This window comes from bacterium, assembly GCA_016708315.1.
GTDB lineage: Bacteria > Zixibacteria > MSB-5A5 > CAIYYT01 > CAIYYT01 > JADJGC01.
Window position 1 is genome coordinate 15,454 of sequence record JADJGC010000003.1, and the last position, 20,773, is coordinate 36,226.

Below are 20,773 nucleotides of genomic sequence, written 5' to 3' on the forward strand. Positions count from 1 at the left end.
TGCCCGGCGGCATAACGTAAATTGCCCCATTAGTTTGATTAACATGGAAGGAATTAGTTGATGATTGTTGAACAACAGACAATCCGGCAGGCAGCCAGCGGTTCCGGGATCGGACTGCATACCGGATGTCAAGCGACCATTACCTTCAAACCGGCTGAGGTCGGGACCGGCGTACGTTTCGTGAGAATCGATCTCAAGGATAGCCCTGAGGTCCCTGCCGATATCGACCACGTCGTCGGACTGGAACGCGGCACCACTTTGCAGAAGGGTGAGGCGCGCGTTCACACTGTTGAGCATGTACTCGCCGCAGTCGCCGGACTGCAAATTGACAACCTGATTATCGAACTTGACAATATAGAGCCCCCGGTCTTCGACGGCTCGGCGCGTCCGTTTGTAGATATTCTGCTTCAAGGTGGAATCGTGCCGCAGGCTCAGCCGAAGAACTTTTTCGAAATCGATGCCCACGTCAGCTATTCAGAGAAGGATCGCGGCGTCGATATCGTTGTCGTACCCAGCGATCAGTTTCGCATCACTTACATGGTCGACTACAAGAACCCGGCGCTCGGTACGCAATACACTTCACTCGTCAGCCTTGAAGAGGAATTTGTCGAAGAGTTCGCACCGGCGCGGACGTTTTGTTTCTTGTCGGAAGTTGAGCAGCTCAAAGAGCGCGGCATCATCAAGGGTGGAGGACTCGATTCTGCTATCGTCATTTGCGATCGCGACCTCGACGAGGCCGAACTTGCGCGGCTGAAGAGCGTCTTTGCATTGACGGGCAATGTCTTCCTCGGGAGTAACGGAATTCTCAATGATCGTCCGCTGAGATTCTACAACGAACCGGTACGGCACAAGGCAGTAGACTTGATCGGAGACTTGTTCCTGATTGGCGCGCCGATCAAGGGTCATATCCTCGCGGCACGCTCGGGCCATGCGGCAAACGTAGCTCTGGCGAAGAAACTGCGGTCGATTTTCCAGAAGAAGCAGATCAAGCGGAAGTACTCCGGCAAGGCTATTGGCGATTACGTGCTCGATATCAATGCGATTCAGAAGATCATGCCGCATCGCTATCCATTCCTGTTGATTGACCGGATTCTCGATATCGTACCGAACGAATCGGTTACGGCGCTGAAGAATGTCACAATCAACGAGCCGTTTTTCCAGGGGCATTTCCCGGGACATCCGATCATGCCCGGCGTCTTGATCGTCGAAGCGATGGCGCAGGCGGGTGGGTTCTTATTGCTGAATACAGTTGAAAACGCGGACTCCAAAGTAGCTTACTTTATGGGCATTGATGGCGTCAGATTCCGCAAACCGGTACTGCCGGGCGACCAGTTGCGATTTGAATTGAAGATGATATCTTTCCGAAGATCAACCTGCAAGATGACCGGCATGGCATATGTCGGCGAGCAGTTGGTTTGTGAAGCAGAAATGATGGCAGCGGTGGTAGATCGGTGAGCAACTCTCTTATTCACTCGACGGCGGTAATTACGTCGGGCGCCCGGTTGGGCGATAACATTGCCATAGGTCCTTATGCCGTGATTGAGGACAACGTCTTCATCGACGACGGCTGTGAAATCGGACCGCATACTCTCATCGCATCGGGAGCACGCCTTGGCAAGAATGTCAAAGTCCACAACGGCGCGGTTGTCGGTACAGTTCCACAAGATCTAAAGTTCGGCGGCGAGGACACACTTCTCGTTGTCGGTGACAACACGGTGATTCGCGAGTTTGCCACGCTCAATCGCGGAACGCATCATCGCGGCGAGACTCGTGTCGGCGCCAATTGCCTGTTGATGGCCTACTCTCATGTTGCTCATGATTGTATTCTCGGCGACAATGTGATCATGTCGAACTCGGTAAATCTCGCGGGTCATGTTGAAATCGGCGAGTATGCTACGCTCGGTGGCTTGGTGCCGGTACATCAGTTCGTTAAGATCGGTGCACATGCGATGATTGGTGGGGCAAGTCGGGTGCCGATGGATATTTTGCCCTATGCGCTCTATGGCGGACAGCCGCCGATTATCATGGGCATCAATCAGATTGGGCTTAAGCGGCGAGGATTTGCCCCGGAAACGCTGGCTGCGCTGGAAAAGACATTTCGAATTCTATTTCGTTCCAAACTCAACACGACTCAAGCAGTCGAACGCATCAAATCGGAAATGGAACTGATCCCCGAAGTTCAACTCGTGCTCGATTTCATCGCCAATTCCGAGCGCGGTATCAGTCGATGACAGAGAAGATTCGCTACGGCGTAGTCGGCTGCGGCCACTTGGGCCGCGTCCATGCTGAGAAGCTTGCGAATGTTCCCAATGCGGTACTGGCCGGCGTATTTGATATCGTGCCTGAGAAGACCACTGCCACGGCAGAGAAAAACGGTTGTAGGGCATGCTCCAATATTGACGAATTGCTAAGTCTGGTCGATGCCGTTTCGATTGTTGTCCCAACCGAAGTTCACCATCAGGAAGCAATGCGCGCGTTTAACGCCGGAAAGCATTGTTTAGTCGAAAAACCGATCGCCTCTACTGTCGCAGATGCCGAAGAAATCTGCGCAATTGCGAAGAAGAAGAATCTCAAGTTGCAGGTCGGCCATATCGAGCGCTTCAATCCAGTATCCGAAGGATTCAAGTTATTGCCGGAACAACCGCGATTTATCGAAGGGCATAGGCTGTCACAGTTTTCCGCCCGTGGATTGGGCGTTGCTGTCATTCTGGAATTGATGATTCACGACATCGACTTGATCTTGGCACATGTTAAAGCTCCGGTGCGGGAAGTCCGGGCGTCCGCAGTTGCGGTGATATCCGACATGCCTGACATTGCCAACGCTCGAATCGAATTTGCCAACGGGACCGTGGCGAATCTTACAGCATCGCGAATCTCAGTACAGAAAATGCGCAAGTTGCGTTTCTTTGCGCGCGACAATTATTTGTCGCTGGATCTTCTCAACAAGACGGGTGAGCACTTCCTGCTCGCACCGCTCAAGGAAACTGCACGCCCGGGGTATTTGCCCGCATTACAGCATGAAGCGACCGGACGCAAGATCATGTTCAGGCAGTTGAGCTATCCCGATTTTGATATGCTGACGGCGGAGATTAGCTCATTTGTCGATTGTGTGCTCAACGACGCACCGGTTCGGATTTCCGGCGAGGACGCCACTGCTGCACTGAGCCTTGCAAAGCGAATCGAACAAACCGCAATGGAGAATCTTAACCGCATATTCTCATGAAGACGGTGTTCATATCAGCCGGCGAGGCCTCTGGCGACTTACATGCCGCCGCGCTACTCGATGCTCTTCAAGCCCGCGCCAGCGGGCTTCAGTTTTTTGGTTTGGGCGGTGAATTGATGCGCGCCCGCAAGGTTGCGTTGCTCTATGATTTGAATTCGTTGGCGGTTGCAGGCTTCTGGGAAGTCGCAAAACGAATCTTCCACTTTCGCAGAATATTCAATGAGACGCTCGCAGAGATTGACAAGCGCAAGCCCGACCTCGCGATCTTTGTTGACTATCCGGGGATGAACCTGCGCCTCGCAGAGCAATGCCATCGGCGCGGAATCAAGACTGTGTTCTACATTGTCCCGCAGGTGTGGGCTTGGAAAAAAGGACGCATCGCAAAAATCGAGGCGAATGTTGACCTCCTGCTTTCGATTCTCCCGTTTGAGAAAGAGTTGTTCAACCCGGAACGCATCTGTTGTGAGTTTGTGGGTCATCCGCTTCTCGATCACGTCGATGATCATTTGACTGACAAGGAATTTCGGATTCAACATCAAACCAGCGAGAAGAGCAGCGTCATTGCATTGCTGCCCGGATCGCGAGTTGGCGAGGTTGAAAAACACTATGAGATCATGCTGCGCGCAGTCAAGCAATTGCAGGATTCGGGGCGGTCAATCAAGTCTTTTACCGCCGTGCGCCCGGAGCTAGACGAGGACATTTATCGCGCAATCGAATCGCGTGTCGGCGTGGCCCCCAATCATCTTACCACAGGTCGCCACAGTTTGCTTCGGCACTGCGATGTCGGAATTGTCGCGTCGGGAACAGCGACACTTGAGGCAGCTCTCTGCGGCCGACCATTTTGCGTGGTCTATCGCACCGGCTGGATAACATATCAGATTGCGCGCCGCGTGATCAAACTCAAGAACGTCGGGCTCGTGAACATTGTCGCCGGAAAGGAAATCGTTCCTGAGTTTCTGCAAGATCAGATGACTCCGGACAATTTAGCGCAATACTGCTCAAAGATGCTCGACGACAAAGCAGCATCTGGAGCTGTCGTAGCTGCTTTGGCGGAAGTTCGGCACCGCCTCGGTGACAAGGGAGCTTCCGAACGGGCGGCGAATTTGGTATGCGGGATGTTGACGCCATGAAGTTTCTCTACGTCTGTCTGACTTATTGCTATGTGATACCAACTGGATTGTTGGCGTTGTACTTCGGCCATTTGGCAGGAGATACGACATCGAGCGACTCGGACTCAATCTGCCGCAGCTCGCAACGAAAGTGCGTCCGGTGTGGTTAGTGGCTTCTTCGGTAGGCGAGGTTACGATAGCACTCAAGGTGATCGAACGTCTCAAACAAGCGATTGAGGCTCCGGTGATTCTCTCGGTGACAACTCCAACAGGGCGAGCGCGAATTTTGCAATCGGCGATTCAGCCCGACGCGGTGTTCTTTCATCCGTTCGACACGACTGGAAATGTCCGTCGCACTATAGAACATTTCAAGCCGCAAATGGTGATTCTGGTTGAGACTGAGTTGTGGCCGACCTTGATGGAAGCATCTTTTGAACGGGGAATTCCAATTGTGCAAGTCTCGGGCAGGCTATCGGAAAAATCACATCGGAGATATCGTGCGCTGCGCCCCTACTTCGCTCCGCTGATTCGTCGTTGTTCGCTGTTGTTGATGCAGAGTGAGGCGGATGCCGATCGTCTGCGCGACATTGCCGGTGAAACAGCACCAATCGAAGTCGTCGGGTCGATCAAGGAGGATTATATGCTTCCGGACAGCGAACTTCTAAATCAGATGAAGGAATCGTTGGCAGATTGGCGCGACAAAATCATTTTCACCTGCGGATCGACCCGGCCTGATGAAGAGGCGATCCTTTGCGATGCATTCGTACGGCTCAAGAAATCGAATTCGAATCTGCGGATGGTCATTGCACCAAGGCACCTCGAACGCGTCAAAGAAATCGAGCTGATTCTGAGCACGCGCGGTCTCTCGTATCGGCTCTGGGGCAGTACGTCACAATCGCAGGATGTCGAAGTTCTACTGCTTGACACCATCGGAAAACTCAACGCTGTATATCATCTGTCCCAGATCGCGTTTGTGGGCGGAACCCTGGCGCCAATCGGCGGACACAATCTCCTTGAACCGGCACTCGCCGGTTGTCCAGTGTTGCACGGACCGCACTACTTTGGACAATTGCGAGGACACGAGTTGCTCCACCAATTCGGAATAGGATTTGTGGTTTCGGACTCTGCCGCTGTTGCATCGACTATCGAGGCAATCATATCGAACAAAGACTTTCAGGAAAAGTATCGCGCCAGGGCAATTCAACTTCGAAACGCATCATCGCACATCTTGGACGAGTATGTCGGGCGGCTCAAATCGGTGATGCAGCATGACTGATGCGCGGCTTCAGATATCGCGGCTGCACTCGGGCAAACATCGTACGCCGCTTCTGCTGTTGCTACTCGCAATTCTCTGGCCATTGTCACTGCTGTATCGCAGTGGCGTTGCATTACGGAACTTCAGTTACTCACATGGTCTGCTGAAATCCCACCGCCTGAGTTGTCCGGTAATTTCGGTCGGAAATCTCACGACGGGCGGTACTGGAAAAACTCCGGTCACCATTCTCATAGCCGAACGTCTGCAGCGAAAACTGGCAACGGCTATTTTGAGTCGCGGATATCGGTCGGGAAATGAACGGCACTCAGTTACAATGAAAGGCGATCAGATTGCCAATTCCGATGTCGCCACTGTTGGCGATGAAATTGCATTGATGGCATCGCAACTTCCGCAGGTCTGGTTTGGAGTCGGGGCGGATCGAGTAGCAACGGCTTCGGAATTGCAGTCAAGACAGAGAATCGAGGCAGTAATTCTCGATGACGGATTTCAGCATCGTCGTATAGCGCGAGATTGCGACATCGTCTTAGTCGATGCTTCGAATCCCTTTGGCAACGGCATGTCTCTTCCAGCGGGACCAATGCGAGACAGGATTACTGCATTGCGGCGGAGTCATGTAGTTATCATAACGCGCTGCGAATCGGTGGATAATTCGGCGGTCGAAGAATTGACGGCGCGGATCAGTCGCTACATTGACGCATCGCGAATATTCCGGGCTGAGACTGTGCTCAAGTCGATTCGAACGATTGATGGTGCCGCTGAACTCGCGATTGCGGACCGACGCGTCTGGTTGTTCTCGGGGATCGGCAATCCGGGTGCATTCGACAATGCACTGGCGGCTACTGGCGCGCGCATTTGCGGCCATAGTATTTTCCCCGATCACCATCGCTACACCGAGTCTGAGATCGAGATGCTAAATCGCATACTATCCGACAATCACGCAGAGTTCCTATTGACCACCGCCAAAGATGCGGTGAAACTCACTGCGTATAACCTTGACAAGTCCCGGTGCGGAGTGGTTGAAATAGGGATTGATTTTGTCGACCGCGCTGATATATTCTGGGGCATTATCGCGAGGAGCGTGGGTGCTGAAATTTGATTTTCTTGTCATCGGTTCGGGAATAGCCGGACTTTCCTACGCCCTCAAAGTTGCCAAAAAGGGCACGGTGGCTATTGTCACCAAGAAACGCTCCACCGACTCCAATACCAACTATGCCCAGGGCGGTATCGCCGCCGTGATCGCACCCACTGACAGTTTTGAGGCTCACCTTGCGGACACAATTGCCGCAGGTTGCGGTTTGTCCCGTCCTGATGTTGTCGAGGCGATTGTCAAGGCCGGTCCGCGATGCATTCAAGAACTGATCGACATCGGCGTGAATTTCAGTCTTGAGGATTCAACTCCTGCTGAGGCGCATCTTCATCTGTCGCGCGAAGGCGGCCACTCTGCCCGTAGGGTTGTTCATGCCGCTGATGCAACGGGCCGCGAGATAGAAAAGGCGCTGCTTCATGCCGTTCACGAGAACCCGAACATCAGCGTGTTCGAGAATCACATTGCAGTTGATTTGATCATGTCTGGTAATGGCGAGGAAAAATGCTGCCTCGGCGTAATCTGTCTCGACAGTCAGGAATCGCGGGCAAAGTATTTCTACTCAGGGTCGGTGTTGCTCGCGACCGGCGGCGCTGGAGTGGTATACAAGCATACTTCGAATCCGACCATTGCCACCGGCGATGGCGTGGCAATGGCGTATCGCGCCGGAGCGTCGGTGGCGAATATGGAATTCATCCAGTTCCACCCGACAACGCTTTACAATCCGGGCGGCGAGAGTTTCTTGATTTCTGAAGCCGTGCGCGGCGAAGGCGGACTGCTCTTCACACAGGCCGGTGTTCGTTTCATGGACAAGTATCATCCTTCCGGCGAGCTTGCTGCACGCGATGTTGTGGCGCGCGCCATCGACTCGGAATTGAAAGCATCGGGCGATCCGTGTGTTTATCTTGACGTCACACATCTTGGCCGCGATCTGATTCTCAAGCGCTTTCCGAACATTTTCGAACGTTGCCTGAAGTCGGGAATCGACATCAGCCTTGCGCGAATTCCGGTGGTACCGGCGGCGCATTACATTTGCGGCGGCGTTTGCACCGACCTGCAATGCCGCACCGATATCAAGAATCTGTATGCTTGCGGCGAGGTCGGAATGACCGGCTTGCATGGCGCAAATCGGCTTGCCTCAAATTCATTGCTGGAAGCCGTCGCGACCGCACAATTTGCTGCAGATATTGCAAAGGTTGTCGAGATTCCGAATGGAGCGATCGAGGCACCGTTGCAGGAACCGAAGAACGGCATCACGGATAAGCCTTCGCGCCGGGAGCGCGTACTGCTCAAACATGATCGGAGCGAGTTGCTCAACTTGATGTGGGACTATGTCGGTGTTGTGCGATCCGACTATCGTCTTCACCGTGCCCGCGAACGCGTGAATATTCTGGTTAAGGACATCGAAGATTATTTTCAGACCAGGAACTGGAGTTATGATGCAATTGAGCTTCGCAATCTGGCGACCTGTGCAAAACTGATTATTGACTTTGCAATCGAGCGCAAGGAATCGCGCGGATTGCATTATAATATTGACCATCCGGACACCGACGACATCAATTGGCGGCGCGACTTGATCCGCAAAGAGGAGAAATGGCTATGACGTCCCGCAGCAGCGAGATGATTCTGATAATCGACTTTGGTTCCCAGTTCACGCAACTCATCGCTCGCCGTGTGCGCGAGATGCATGTCTATTGCGAGATCCACCCATGCACCACGCCGTTTGAGCGATTTGCCGACGAGAATATTGTCGGCGTAATTCTCTCCGGCGGTCCGGCCTCGGTTCTGGAGACCGGTTCGCCCGCGGTTGATGAGCGATTTCTCAAACTTGGTGTGCCGGTGCTCGGCATTTGTTACGGTATGCAACTCGTTGCCAAGCTCTACGGCGGCGAGCTGGTGCGCAGTGAGTCGCGCGAATATGGCCGTGCTATTGTGACTGCTGATCTCAAAGCGACACTTTTCAAGGGCGGCCTTGAGAAATCGACTGCCTGGATGAGTCACGGCGACACGATAGTCCACCCGCCGAAAGGGTTTGAGGTTACGGCTTCGACGGATGATGTCGAGATTGCGGCGATGGAGAACGACATCGGCAAGATCTACTGTGTGCAGTTCCATCCCGAGGTCGTTCATACTGTGCAGGGCAAACACCTGTTACACAATTTCGTGTTTGAGATTTGCCGTGCGCGCGGTGACTGGACAATGTCGTCATTCATCGAAAGTACGATTCAGGATATTCGCAGCCGGGTCGGCAGTGACAAGATTCTTCTCGGTATCTCAGGTGGTGTTGATTCCGCTGTCGCCGGACTGTTGCTCAACAAGGCAATCGGCGAGAAGCTGGTTGCAGTATTTGTCGACAATGGGCTGCTGCGGCAGAACGAGGAAAACGACGTCATCGAAGCGCTCGAACACTTGAATCTTCATGTCAAACGCGTTGATGCCGGACCGCTCTTTCTCAAGGAACTTGCCGGTGTCGTCGAGCCGGAACAAAAACGAAAGATCATCGGACGACTGTTCATAGAGGTCTTCGAAGCAGAAGCCAAGAAATACGGCGACATCAAGTATCTCGCGCAGGGCACGCTTTATCCCGATGTAATCGAATCAGTCTCATTCAAGGGGCCTTCGGTCACTATCAAATCGCATCACAATGTCGGCGGCTTGCCGGAAAGAATGAATCTCAAACTTGTCGAGCCGTTGCGCGAACTGTTCAAAGACGAGGTCCGCGAAATCGGCGAACAGCTCGGACTTGCGCACCACTTGTTGTGGCGGCACCCGTTCCCGGGACCGGGACTTGCAGTACGGATTCTTGGTGATATCACTGAAGAGCGACTGAGCATACTGCGCAAGGTCGACAAGATCTTCATCGACCTGCTTCGCAAACGCAAGCTGTATGAAGAAATCTGGCAGGCGTTCTCTGTGCTTCTTCCGGTGAAGTCAGTCGGCGTTATGGGCGATGAGCGGACTTACGAGAATGTCGTCGCCCTGCGCGCGGTAACTTCGCAGGATGGCATGACTGCGGATTGGGCGAAGATACCCCATGATGTGCTTGGTGAAGCTTCGAACTTGATCATCAACAATGTCAAAGGCGTCAATCGGGTTGTGTATGATATCTCCTCTAAGCCGCCGGCCACTATTGAGTGGGAATAGGGTTGAGCGGTTTGGCAGGTCTCCGGCAATGCGCATCCAAGAATAATGTGGTCACGGCAAGGAGACCTGCCCTACATCACTTGTTCTGAATTGGCAGAAAAAAGTAACGTTCGATTGAATTCGAAACCACAAAGGCGGGCGAAGATTCAGATTGCCTACGAGTCTTGAATCGAAGATGTTTAGACAATTATCAGACAATTCCCAACGGAGGTAGGAATGATTCGAGCAGGAATGCGTTTGGCCGTTCTCGCGTGGATGGCAGTCGGCATCAGCGCTTTCGGCGGCGACAAGGACGTGACGCCGCTGCATCCAGTGAATACTTATTCGATAGTTGCATACGATAGTGTGACCGGCCAGTTCGGCGCGGCGGTGCAGTCGCATTGGTTCAAAGTTGCAGATGTGATCTGGGTCGAGCCGGGCGTTGGCGCCGTGGCGACGCAGTCGCTGGTGGAGTTCAGCTACGGACCGCTGGGACTCGAGTTGATGCGGCATGGCAAGTCGGCGACGCAGGCTTTGAGTGGGCTGATAGTCACCGACCCGCAGCATCAGGTCCGGCAGGTGGCAATGATCGACAAGAACGGCGTGGTCGCGACGCATACCGGCGACAAGTGCATCGCAATGGCGGGGCATCATATTGGGCATCACTACAGCGTTCAGGCGAACCTGATGCGCGATTCGACAGTCTGGATGGCGATGGCGAAGGCATATGAAGGCACCAAAGGCGATCTTGCGGAACGAATGATGGCAGCGCTGGAAGCTGCGCAAGGTGAAGGCGGCGACATTCGCGGTATGCAGTCGGCGGCAATGGTTGTCGTTACCGGCAAGCCGACGGGAATGAGCTGGCGTGACAATATTGTTGATATCCGCGTGGACGACTCAAGCGAGCCGTTGAAAGAACTGCGGCGGCTTCTGGAGATAACACGCGCTTATGACCGAATGAACAAGGGAGATGAATTCATCGCGGTCGGCGATTTCGAGAATGCGAATTTGGAGTATGCCGAGGCCTCACGGCTGGCGCCGGGGAATCCGGAGATTCTGTTTTGGCATGCAGTGACATTGGTTACGGCGGGGCAGGTCGACAAATCGCTGCCGATTTTCAAAGAAGTTTTCAAGCAAGATCCAAGCTGGCGGATTCTTGTGCCGCGTCTGGTGAAGAGTGACTTGTTGCCGAATGATGCGGCGATTATTGAGAGGATTGTGGCGGAGTAGGGAGCTAACACGACGAGATCGCACACACACCGTCTCCGAGCCTCATTCTTCGGCTCGGAGCCACCCCTCTCGAGAGGGGAATTGGATAATGTTAGAATTCATCAAAATGATCTTAGTGTGAACGCGTCCGTCTATGGTTTCTTCTGGGTAATCGTCGTGACGGCGCGCGACTGGAGATTAATCTCCTTGCGATGAGCGGTGAAGGCGTTTCGCGAAGTCAGCGGGGGCGGGTCAAGATGTCTTGTTTACGGAGTGGTCGTGCGGGCGGTGAATTCGGGGGGGGGGGGGGGGGGGGGGGGGGGGCCCCCCCCCCCCCGAAAGGTGGGCAGCGGTGTCCAAATCAACTGATGAGCTCAACGTGAAATCACCAAATTTCGATGTATAGTTTACCTCAGTCGGAAGAGTCTTAAAAACATACCCCTCCGGCAGGGCAACGCGCACGGTATCGTATATCGTGCGAGGATAGCCGATCTCGAGCGTCTGCTTGCGCTTGGACAAATCCATAGTCTCGGCGTCATTGGTGACACGGAATCCCGCCAGATCGAAAATGAATGTCTCGCCAGCCGGCTTCAGCAAACGGGGATTCGACCACTTGATATCAAGACCGATTTTCGAGAGATCCTTTTCGGTGACGACGATATCCTTGTGACCAAAAGCCGGGAGGCCCGCGATTCCAAGGTGATACGCAAGCGCTTTGGTGGCATTGCTGCCGTCGCTATCGGAAATCAGTGTGTTGACTCCGTGCGATGGGTTGCCGCTCAAGTGAGATGAGAGTTTTAGATTGGCGGTCATGTCGGGTGCGAGCGCGATATCAATCTTGCGTGTGAAGATATTGTCAGCACAGCCGGAAGCCGGAGTAGTCAGCAGTCCGCCGTTTACGTCGTCGATAACGAGAGTGCTGACACCCTCGACGGAATACGGCAGATCGCCGAGCGCACAATCGAAACAGGTCGCATCGACCCAAGTCGTATCAGTACCGTTGACATAGAACATGATCACGTGATTGAACATCGCGATGGTGGGCAGTTCCGGATCAATGAGTTCGTCGTTGCGCATCGAGATCAGCGACGTTCGCGTGGTGACTCCGGACTTGGCGAACATCACTGCATACAGCGTCGCAAGGTCTTTGCAATCACCGTAACCATTCTGGAAGGTCTCTTTGGCAGAGTGCGGTATCCAGCCGCCCATGCTGAGATAAATCGCGACATATCGCAACCTTGAGGCAAGGCTCTTATGAATAGCAGGGAAGAGGGTTTCCGGATTCGATGCGACGTGCTGTTTGTAAAAATTATCCTGCGCGTCGGAGGATTTGAATGCATCATGCGTCATCGCATAGCAGCCTTTGGCAATCGCGTTCCAACTGCCGCCGTCAAATGACTTGCCGGCAAATTTGAAAACCTGGGGAACAACGAAAATTCGCGCTTCGCGATGAGACGGCCAGGGTTCAAGGCGCTCGGGCTCATGCGCCGGAAGATCGGTGATTGACCAGCTATTGACATTGCCTTCCAGACTTTCGATGGCTTCGATCGGTGTGAAATTGCCGGTCGCCACGAAGCGAATTTTGTTGGCAGGATGAGCCTTGATTTGACAGTAGCCGGACTTATTGAACAGCGTCTGTTCGGGGCTCCAGCCGAACCACATACCGATGGACTTTGTTTCAATCGTATACTGCCATTCGACGGTGTAAGGTACGCGCGCAGTGCGGAAACCGCCATTGTAGCTGCAGTCTTCCATGAAGAGCGCAAACTCCGGTCCGAAACCGCAAACCTTGAAGAGGTTCTTCTTGCCTTTGACACTGTCAATGGCTGTTCCGGTGGCGTCATACTGGTAACCGACAACATCCTGAAGTTTCCAGAAGTCGTTTTCTGTTGATGCGAATGCTCCATAATTCGCCGCCGAGGCAGAATTGATGCGGACAATGCGGCGATGTCGCATGGTAGCGCGGCCTGATTCATCGACCGAAACGAAGAGACTGTCGGCAACAATGTATGCCTTGGTCGTGTCGCCGGTAGCGACTACGGAATCGGGCGTCTCGGAAGTTTGAGCAAAGGCGAAGCCTTCGACGGCCAAAGACCACCGACCACTAACAGAGCCGCTGTAATCAACCAGAGGACAATCACACGCTTCGTCATTGTTCTGTCGCCGTTAGAGATTCGTTGACGCTGCTGGTGACTTTCTTATAGAAATCGCGAACTACCGGATACTCACCGGGATGGAAGAAGAAGCGTTTGAACATCACATTGGTCATCACGCGGGCGCTGTTGGCGTCTGTCAGTACAGCTCGCGAGAACAACAGGTCGGGTGTTATTTGGCTGATATTGGACGGCAGCGTCGCAGTCTTATAGGTACCCGGCAAATTCAAGACAAGTGTCTCGGAGAAGAAGCTGGGCAAATACAAATCGACCGGGAATTGACGTTTCTCGTTGGTCAGACGATTCTCGCCGGACCAGAGGAGACTCGGTTGACATGCCAATAGTCCGCCACCGATCGTACTGAAGTCTGATATGTTCAGCACTATCCGATATGATACGCTGTCCGGGTTCACTGGTTCGTTGCGAGTGACTTCGACAATATCAAAGGTCTTCTGCTTCAGCGCGCCGAACAAATCTTTGAGAACGTCGGCGTCAGGTGTGGCCTCCCGGTCGGAACTGAAGATGTCTTGCTCATAACCCGAGATCGTGACATACGACGAGCAAATCGCGCTTCCATCATCGGCGAGCCAGAGTGTGGCGTCGTGACGGATACCGCTTTTCCAGGCGTCGTGCTCAATGTGCAATGTATCGACCGGCTTATCATTCGTGCGTGTAAGATTGGCGCCGTATTCGAAGCGATGCAGCCTTTCTCCGGTTAGCACAAGTCCGCCATCAGCTCGAAGATTTGGCGGCAGATGAGGGAAAGGGAAGTCCTTGGAGTTGGCATCAAGGAAATAATCGGTCGATCCGATGCGCATGTGGCAAAGCATATAGTTGAACTGATTGTCATTGAGAATAGCAGTCGTAAAGCGCGCATGGTCGCGAGTGGCAATCAAGAGCGGATTCACATCATGTTTGAGAGTCTGCAAAATAGCAACCAACAGCAGATTCTTGTCGGTGGCGGTGCCGGCGCGTCGACGCAAAGTTTCAGCAGTAGTCTGAGATGGAAAATAATACTCCCCCGCCTCGAAAGTAGTGGTGACTTCATCCCGGACAAACTCACAGAACTGCTGAATCTGTTTGCCCAGATCAGACTCCGTCGTTGCAAGGATGGAGTCTACGACATTGCGCAAAGTGTCATCGAGAACGACGTACTCGTCAAACATCTCAGAAAGGCGCCGCGCCATGTCGGGCCAGCTCTCCAAGAAGTTCATTTCGTAGGTGCTGTCGAGCGGGATTCCGTAGTAAGAATCAAATTTGAGTCCGGACAATTGAAAGTACATACTGGGACGGAAGTTCAGTTGTGCGCCCTGGAATGGTTCGGCGACGATGGGCGGAATATTTCTTAGCGTCCAGGTAAATCGCTTGGTCGTCTTGTGATCGACGTTAACGTCCTCGCCGGCCGGTGTATGAAGGCTGTCATCCAAACCGATCATAACAGTATTGTAGATGAAGAACGGTGTCGTCGTGAATGAAAACTGCGATTCCAAGGTGTAATAGTCGTTCTGGAATTGCCAACCGGGCACGCGGACACTGCGTTCCGAGATGTTATACTTTAGCTCGATGATGCACCCGTCCTCAACAGCGGGAAAGGTGAATGAATAGACCTCGAGATAATCGCTGATCTTCTTCTTGAGTATCTTCATCGAACTATAAGAGTGCTTCTTGCCATCCGGCAAGTATGTCTGTGCCCCAAAAACCGCCGAAATCAGCATCCTTTGAAACACTGATTTCGACATTGATAGCGCTCCCGGCGGCAAGGCGGTCAAATATCTTGTAGCGAATGTGACGCTCGAATTTGACGCCCTCGAGGCTGGACCTTACTGATCCGACTTCGAAAAGCACGACAGCCGGTGCATGCGGATACTCGGCTGGCGGAGTCATCGCCCATTCTTCCGGAGTGATCTTGCCCCATTTGTGAGCGTCGTCGGCGTGTAGGAGCTGGCTTGCACACAGAACGATACTGACAATGCAGACGCCTAAGATGCGGAAACAATGCTGCAACATCGACCCCTCCTGAAGAGTTTCAAGGATTTCGGAATTTGATTTCATACCCACCCGTAGATTGCGCCTTTGAGTTGTGGCTCACTTTGAGCGCTGTTTTCCCGCTTTGAAAATGGTAAGAAAGGTCTTTTAAGTCAAATGGATTTTATTTAATCAGATTCAGTCGCCTTTACCGAGAATCCAGCGCGCGAGCATTGCACTGCCGGAAATGTAGAAGCTAATCGTTCCAAATAGCGCAATTCTGCCGCCTTTGGGGCCGTAGAATGCGGTCAACTTCCGTTTGCTGATACCCATTTGCGGTGCGGTTATGCCGCTATCCCGACGATATTTGAGCGCCCAGAAAAAGCAAACTATGGCGGCGACGAATCCGACTGCTTGAACGATTAGGAGAAGATCTCTCATTTGGCCAACCTTTCTGTGTACACGCTACAATTCGTAACTTAGTACACCTGTCCGCTGTCATCCTTCTTGCCGCGGCTGGACTTGCCCATGACATAGCCAAGGAAGAAACCGATAAAGAAAATCAATCCGACGACGATGAGTCTTGACATGATGAGAATCTAAACTCAAGAATTGCATTACGCCACAGAAAAGTAGGGGGCAAAACCTGTCGCGAACAAAGCACTTTAAGATCGTCAATACGGGTCGAGTAGCCAATCGGGCAGTTTTCATCCCATTTCCCTTTGCCAGCACTTGCCAAATCGGTTATAATCTCTCCCAGTTTGTCTAATTTACGTGACCGTCGGTGGCGTGAGCCGGACGGCAACTTGGAGGAAAAATGGAATACCGCATCGAAACCGACACCATGGGCGAGGTAAAAGTTCCGTCCGATCGCTACTATGGCGCCCAGACCGGGCGCTCACTCGAGAATTTCAAGATCGGCGGCGAACGTTTCCCGCGCGAAATGATTCGCGCACTCGGAATTCTCAAAAAAGCCGCCGCCATGGTCAATAAGGAACTCGGCACGCTACCCGCCGACAAGGCCGATCTCATAATCAAAGCCGCCGACGAGGTCATCGCCGGGAAGCTCGACGATCATTTTCCGCTGGTCGTCTGGCAGACCGGTTCCGGCACCCAGACCAACATGAACGCCAACGAGGTCATCTCCAATCGCGCGATCGAAATGGCCGGCGGTGTCATCGGTTCCAAAAAGCCCATTCATCCCAACGACGATGTCAACAAAGCCCAATCCTCCAATGACACTTTCCCGACCGCGATGCACATTGCCGCCGTCGAGGAAATCCATCGCCGCCTGATTCCGATGGTCACGCGTCTGCGCGACACCTTGCAGAAGAAGTCGCAGGAGTTCGACGGCATTATCAAGATTGGCCGCACGCACTTGATGGACGCCGTGCCGCTCACGCTGGGGCAGGAATTTTCCGGCTACACGCAGGCTCTCACCAACGGCCTCAAGCGTATCGACAACTGCCTGCCGCATCTGTACGAACTCGCGCTCGGCGGCACCGCTGTCGGCACCGGATTGAATACGCATCCGCTGTTCGCTGTCAAGTCCGCTCATGCGATTGCGCAGATTACCGGCAAACCGTTCGTCACCGCGCCCAATAAATTCGAAGCCCTCGCCACGCACGACGCGATGGTTGAAGCTTCCGGCGTGATGAAAACCCTCGCCTGTTCGCTAATGAAAATCGCCAACGACGTCCGCTGGCTCGCCTCCGGTCCCCGCAGCGGACTTGGCGAAATCTCGATTCCCGAAAACGAGCCCGGCTCTTCGATCATGCCCGGCAAGGTCAACCCCACGCAATCCGAAGCGATGACTATGGTCTGCGCGCAGGTGATGGGGAACGATGTGGCGGTCAACATCGGCGGCGCGAGCGGCAACTTCGAGTTGAACGTCTTCAAGCCGGTGATCATCTTCAATCTTCTGCAGTCGATTCGACTTCTGGCGGATGCCTGCGAGTCATTCGACGAGCATTGCGCGACCGGCATCACCGCCAACAAGGACAACATCAAAGCCCTGATGGAGCGTTCGCTGATGTTGGTCACGGCGCTGAATCCGCATATCGGTTATGACAACGCCGCCAAGATCGCCAAGAAGGCACACAAGGAAGGGAAGAACTTAAAAGAGACCGCCATCGAACTCGGCCTGCTCACTGCGGAGCAATTCGATCAGTGGGTGAAGCCGGCGGAGATGGTGGGACCGAAGTAGGCGTTCGAAACACGGGAGAAGTGGAGGGAGAGGTACGTGATTAGTTCTAGATTGGCTGCTTGCTATCTGTGGATTGTACTATCAATGATTGCTCCCGCAGTGTGTCCCGCTGCTTCGAATAGCGATGCCAACGAGATGGAGCCTTGGTCTTCGCAGTGTGTAGTTCCAGACTCACTCGACTATCTCATCGATCGTTCGGATTCAGAGTTGATTCGGGCATTCGAGGAGTGGGTGCAAACTCACAGGAAGTTGATTGTTCAATACGGATTGCCAATTTGGGAGAACCCCGATGCTTACAGGTTCATTCAATTCAGGTACCTCATGTCCGACTGTTTCCGGCTTCAAGTGGGCGAATTCGCTGACTCTGCTCTTCAGACGAGGCAGGCAATGCTCGATCAATCCTATAACATCAAAGATCGAATTGACTCTGTCTTTGCAGTTCCGCGCAATCTACAAGCATGGACAGAAATCGAGCAAGCCTGCCCGACTTTGATGTTGTCCAGTCGCAACTTTCTTGATTCCAACTCAAGCGAGAAGTTCACAGCAACGATATCATTCAATCTTGGATCACAACTCGTCGCAGAAGTCTCGGCATCCGGGGACTCATCCGTCCGAAACGACTTCTTGAATTCATTCATCGATTTGTACGTAATTGGCACTTCGCCGCCAACTTGCTGCGGAGAGACATTTCACAGAGCGAAATCTCAGCGTGTGATTCAATTGGTTCGCTTCGGCAGAAAAGCCATTCATGCGGCAGTTCCGATTCTCGATCATGAAGGGAAAGGAATAGGTGAAGCCGTATTGATCATGATTAGGAGAGAGTCCCAAATTGCGCCGGAAAACCGGTAGCCCACCCGAAGCGCAGCGAAGGGTGGGAACTCCATTTCACTGTCGGTAGCCCCCCTTCTTTTTGTTGACTTCAAATCCCCATTCTTCCAACTTCTCTTCGCAAGAGAGGTGCAAAAGTGAAAAAGCCGTATTTTCTGTTCGCCGGTATACTGATCGTCATGATTCTCGCCTTCATATTTGGGCGCGGATATCTTGATTCACTCGAAAAGGAAACAAAATCCAACACGACTCAGGCTGTCCAAAAATCTGAACTCGAAGAATTCAAGCAGGAAGTCGAAAAGCGCATCGACGAGAGCGAGGCCGCATTCTTTGCCCGTCTCGACAGTCTCGAACAGAAGTTCCGCGAAACGGAAGCGCCTGATTCTCTGGCAGCACCGGCTGTGACGACACCTCCAGTTCAGGCAAAGCCGGTGGTCAATAAACCCGCAGATACCGCAGTCAAGAGCGCAGAACTGAGTCAAAAGGTCGATTCCACGCCAATCAACGGCTATGTCCCGAGCGAAGAAGAAAACGAAATCTACCTTCGATACCTCAAACGTCGCTGGGCGCTGGCGGCTGACTTGACGGCTTATGAATTGAAGCTCGCCAAGGACGAAATTATGCAGGATGTTGGCCGACAATATAGTATGACCGCTGAGGAAGTACTTCAGTTGATCGATCGTGTGTACGACTATCGCAAGGCGAAGAAACAGAAATGACCGACAATCTCAAGACTATTGGAATACTCACCGGCGGCGGCGACTGCCCCGGCTTAAATGCCGTAATCCGTGCTGTCGTTCTCACTGCCAGCTACAAGTACGGCTGGATTTGCGTTGGATTTCTTGACGGCTTCGAAGGACTCATGGACCAGCGGTATATCAATCTCACACCGCAGTCGGTACGCGGTATTCTCCCGCAGGGCGGCACGATTTTGGGCACGTCCAATCGTGGCAATCCCTTCGAATGGCTGGTCAAAGAACACGGAGAAACCAAAAAAGTCGACCGCTCCGATCAAGTCGTCCAGACCATCAACGGGCTCGGCCTCGATGCGATAATTGCTATCGGCGGCGACGGCACAATGACCGTGGCCAAGATGTTCATGGATAAGTACGGCATCAAGTTCATTGGCGTCCCCAAGACCATCGACAACGACCTCAAAGCGACCGAGGTGACATTCGGATACGCTACTGCAGTAATCACCGCAACTGAGGCACTCGACAAACTTCACACGACCGCTGCCAGTCACCACCGGGTGATGGTGATGGAAGTCATGGGTCGAGGTGTCGGCTGGATCGCTTTGGAAGCGGGAATTGCCGGCGGAGCGGATGTTATTTTGATTCCGGAGATTCCTTATGACATGGAACAGGTTTGCGACAAGATTCAACGTCGTCGCAGTCGCGGTTCCAATTTCTCAATCGTTGTCGTTTCCGAAGGCGCCAAAGCTAAGAATGGCGATGTGTTGCTTTTGAATCCAGAGATGAAGGGGACTATTCACGAGAAGTTGGGCGGTGTCGGGATGAAAGTCGCCAAGGAGATTGAAGCCTGCACTGGCATGGAAACTCGCACTACAGTGTTAGGTCACTTGCAACGCGGCGGTACGCCTTGTCCGTTCGATCGTTTCCTTGCAACGCGCTTCGGCAGGGCAGCGGTTGAGCTTGTTGAACAGAAGCATTACGGCCACATGGTCTGCTATAAGGGCGGCGATATCACACACATCCCGATTGGTGATGCGATCGGCGGATTCAAGTCCGTTGACCCCGAAGGCGAGCGCGTCAAGACCGCTGAAGCGCTGGGGATGTCGTTCGGGCGATAACGTCGTCTAGTATACCAACGCAATCTGATTCGACTTATTGCCCTCCCTGTGGGCCAGGCACCTTCACCAGACCGTTCTCGCCTTGGAGAATCTTGTTACAAACCTTGATGAATCTCTCCGTGGTCATTGACTGCAGGCGGTAGGAGACCCACAATTTCTTGCTGACCACAATCTCGCGACGGGAAGCTTGCTTGGAGGGCATAGCTGCTCCTGTTGTTGGGGTGGTACCTTTACTTAGTCGCGGATCTGCAAGTTGCCTGAAGTAGCGTTAGTATGAGGCGGCAACTGCCGATCAAACTCAGCTACACATAATCATCCTGCTGCCGTGTGTAGTAATTCAGCAGAATTGCTCGACGATTAGAATTGTAGCTTTGCTAATGTGTTGACGAATTAAAACTATATTCTGTTTGTTCAATGTCCAATAGTATTTTGCACGATTTGCATATTTTTGCGAAATTATTTGAGCCCCGATTTTGCCATGCGAGCCTGGCCCGGCAAGGTGCGACAACATTGAGTCATATTGAAAACAAATTGCCTTGACAACCATTTCTCACATCCGTATAATCTTAAGCTAACCGCTTGCGGGCCCATAGCTCAGTTGGTTAGAGCAGCTGACTCATAATCAGCGGGTCCCAGGTTCGAGCCCTGGTGGGCCCATAAATATCGGCCATGGGCAATTAGCTCAGCTGGTTAGAGCGTTCGGTTCACATCCGAGAGGTCACTGGTTCAAGTCCAGTATTGCCCACCACTATAGACTAGCGAGGTAACCCGGTGTCATCGGCGG

General features: G+C 53.0%; 17 protein-coding genes and 2 tRNA genes. 15 read left to right on the top strand and 4 right to left on the bottom strand.

Annotated elements, in window-relative coordinates:
- The first annotated feature begins 60 nt into the window (after positions 1 to 60).
- The 9 genes from IPH59_03010 to IPH59_03050 all read left to right on the top strand — a co-directional run bounded on the left by IPH59_03010 (position 61) and on the right by IPH59_03050 (position 11,045).
- Entirely contained in the window at positions 61 to 1,455 is a 1,395-nt protein-coding gene (locus IPH59_03010) for a bifunctional UDP-3-O-[3-hydroxymyristoyl] N-acetylglucosamine deacetylase/3-hydroxyacyl-ACP dehydratase (GenBank protein MBK7090684.1), read from the top strand.
- A complete protein-coding gene (lpxA, locus tag IPH59_03015; GenBank protein MBK7090685.1) occupies positions 1,452 to 2,231 on the top strand; it encodes an acyl-ACP--UDP-N-acetylglucosamine O-acyltransferase in 780 nt (259 codons plus the stop codon). The genes IPH59_03010 and lpxA overlap by 4 nt, the downstream gene beginning before the upstream one ends.
- Positions 2,228 to 3,223 (top strand): Gfo/Idh/MocA family oxidoreductase, encoded by a 996-nt coding sequence (locus tag IPH59_03020; protein MBK7090686.1) that lies wholly within the window; start codon positions 2,228 to 2,230, stop codon positions 3,221 to 3,223. Before lpxA ends, IPH59_03020 begins: the two co-directional genes overlap by 4 nt.
- On the top strand, positions 3,220 to 4,353 hold the full coding sequence (gene lpxB / locus IPH59_03025) for a lipid-A-disaccharide synthase (protein ID MBK7090687.1): 1,134 nt from the start codon (positions 3,220 to 3,222) through the stop codon (positions 4,351 to 4,353). Before IPH59_03020 ends, lpxB begins: the two co-directional genes overlap by 4 nt.
- A 25-nt stretch (positions 4,354 to 4,378) precedes the next feature.
- Positions 4,379 to 5,608 (top strand): hypothetical protein, encoded by a 1,230-nt coding sequence (locus IPH59_03030; protein MBK7090688.1) that lies wholly within the window; start codon positions 4,379 to 4,381, stop codon positions 5,606 to 5,608.
- Positions 5,601 to 6,704 carry a tetraacyldisaccharide 4'-kinase gene (lpxK, locus tag IPH59_03035; GenBank protein MBK7090689.1) on the top strand — a complete coding sequence of 368 codons (1,104 nt, stop codon included), beginning with the start codon at positions 5,601 to 5,603 and terminating at the stop codon, positions 6,702 to 6,704. The genes IPH59_03030 and lpxK overlap by 8 nt, the downstream gene beginning before the upstream one ends.
- Entirely contained in the window at positions 6,691 to 8,295 is a 1,605-nt protein-coding gene (gene nadB / locus IPH59_03040; protein MBK7090690.1) for an L-aspartate oxidase, read from the top strand. The genes lpxK and nadB overlap by 14 nt, the downstream gene beginning before the upstream one ends.
- Complete coding sequence (gene guaA / locus IPH59_03045) at positions 8,292 to 9,836, top strand: glutamine-hydrolyzing GMP synthase (protein MBK7090691.1); 1,545 nt, start codon at positions 8,292 to 8,294, stop codon at positions 9,834 to 9,836. The genes nadB and guaA overlap by 4 nt, the downstream gene beginning before the upstream one ends.
- Positions 9,837 to 10,067: 231 nt before the next feature.
- The gene (locus IPH59_03050) at positions 10,068 to 11,045 is read left to right on the top strand and encodes a DUF1028 domain-containing protein (GenBank protein MBK7090692.1); all 978 of its coding nucleotides are present in this window, start codon (positions 10,068 to 10,070) and stop codon (positions 11,043 to 11,045) included.
- 231 nt (positions 11,046 to 11,276) lie between these two features.
- Here the strand turns inward: IPH59_03050 and IPH59_03055 are convergent, their stop codons facing one another.
- The 4 genes from IPH59_03055 to IPH59_03070 form a co-directional block, all read right to left on the bottom strand.
- Positions 11,277 to 13,115: a hypothetical protein gene (locus IPH59_03055; GenBank protein ID MBK7090693.1), complete on the bottom strand. Its 1,839-nt coding sequence runs from the start codon at positions 13,113 to 13,115 to the stop codon at positions 11,277 to 11,279.
- Positions 13,116 to 13,173: 58 nt separating this feature from the next.
- Positions 13,174 to 14,916: a DUF3857 domain-containing protein gene (locus tag IPH59_03060; protein ID MBK7090694.1), complete on the bottom strand. Its 1,743-nt coding sequence runs from the start codon at positions 14,914 to 14,916 to the stop codon at positions 13,174 to 13,176.
- Complete coding sequence (locus IPH59_03065; GenBank protein MBK7090695.1) at positions 14,828 to 15,184, bottom strand: hypothetical protein; 357 nt, start codon at positions 15,182 to 15,184, stop codon at positions 14,828 to 14,830. The genes IPH59_03060 and IPH59_03065 overlap by 89 nt, the downstream gene beginning before the upstream one ends.
- Before the next feature lie 156 nt (positions 15,185 to 15,340).
- Positions 15,341 to 15,583 (bottom strand): hypothetical protein, encoded by a 243-nt coding sequence (locus IPH59_03070; GenBank protein MBK7090696.1) that lies wholly within the window; start codon positions 15,581 to 15,583, stop codon positions 15,341 to 15,343.
- Positions 15,584 to 15,959: 376 nt separating this feature from the next.
- Here IPH59_03070 and fumC point away from each other — a divergent pair, with 376 nt between their 5' ends.
- The 6 genes from fumC (at position 15,960) to IPH59_03100 (ending at position 20,737) form a co-directional block, all read left to right on the top strand.
- Positions 15,960 to 17,348 carry a class II fumarate hydratase gene (gene fumC / locus IPH59_03075; GenBank protein MBK7090697.1) on the top strand — a complete coding sequence of 463 codons (1,389 nt, stop codon included), beginning with the start codon at positions 15,960 to 15,962 and terminating at the stop codon, positions 17,346 to 17,348.
- A 36-nt stretch (positions 17,349 to 17,384) separates the two neighbouring features.
- Positions 17,385 to 18,197, top strand: coding sequence for a hypothetical protein (locus IPH59_03080; protein ID MBK7090698.1), 813 nt, complete (start codon positions 17,385 to 17,387; stop codon positions 18,195 to 18,197).
- A 116-nt stretch (positions 18,198 to 18,313) separates the two neighbouring features.
- The gene (locus IPH59_03085; GenBank protein ID MBK7090699.1) at positions 18,314 to 18,895 is read left to right on the top strand and encodes a hypothetical protein; all 582 of its coding nucleotides are present in this window, start codon (positions 18,314 to 18,316) and stop codon (positions 18,893 to 18,895) included.
- Positions 18,892 to 19,989, top strand: a complete 1,098-nt coding sequence (locus tag IPH59_03090; protein ID MBK7090700.1) for a 6-phosphofructokinase — start codon at positions 18,892 to 18,894, stop codon at positions 19,987 to 19,989. Before IPH59_03085 ends, IPH59_03090 begins: the two co-directional genes overlap by 4 nt.
- Before the next feature lie 583 nt (positions 19,990 to 20,572).
- A tRNA-Ile gene (locus IPH59_03095) sits at positions 20,573 to 20,646 on the top strand.
- Between the two features lie 14 nt (positions 20,647 to 20,660).
- Positions 20,661 to 20,737 (top strand) — tRNA-Val (locus tag IPH59_03100).
- The last annotated feature ends 36 nt before the right edge of the window (positions 20,738 to 20,773 follow it).

Coding starts and splice junctions, on each gene's coding strand:
- IPH59_03010 (MBK7090684.1), top strand. CDS start 61: ATGATTGTTGAACAACAGACAATCCGGCAGGCAGCCAGCGGTTCCGGG.
- IPH59_03020 (MBK7090686.1), top strand. CDS start 2,228: ATGACAGAGAAGATTCGCTACGGCGTAGTCGGCTGCGGCCACTTGGGC.
- lpxB (MBK7090687.1), top strand. CDS start 3,220: ATGAAGACGGTGTTCATATCAGCCGGCGAGGCCTCTGGCGACTTACAT.
- lpxK (MBK7090689.1), top strand. CDS start 5,601: ATGACTGATGCGCGGCTTCAGATATCGCGGCTGCACTCGGGCAAACAT.
- guaA (MBK7090691.1), top strand. CDS start 8,292: ATGACGTCCCGCAGCAGCGAGATGATTCTGATAATCGACTTTGGTTCC.
- IPH59_03050 (MBK7090692.1), top strand. CDS start 10,068: ATGCGTTTGGCCGTTCTCGCGTGGATGGCAGTCGGCATCAGCGCTTTC.
- IPH59_03060 (MBK7090694.1), bottom strand. CDS start 14,916: ATGTCGAAATCAGTGTTTCAAAGGATGCTGATTTCGGCGGTTTTTGGG.
- IPH59_03065 (MBK7090695.1), bottom strand. CDS start 15,184: ATGTTGCAGCATTGTTTCCGCATCTTAGGCGTCTGCATTGTCAGTATC.
- IPH59_03070 (MBK7090696.1), bottom strand. CDS start 15,583: ATGAGAGATCTTCTCCTAATCGTTCAAGCAGTCGGATTCGTCGCCGCC.
- fumC (MBK7090697.1), top strand. CDS start 15,960: ATGGAATACCGCATCGAAACCGACACCATGGGCGAGGTAAAAGTTCCG.
- IPH59_03090 (MBK7090700.1), top strand. CDS start 18,892: ATGACCGACAATCTCAAGACTATTGGAATACTCACCGGCGGCGGCGAC.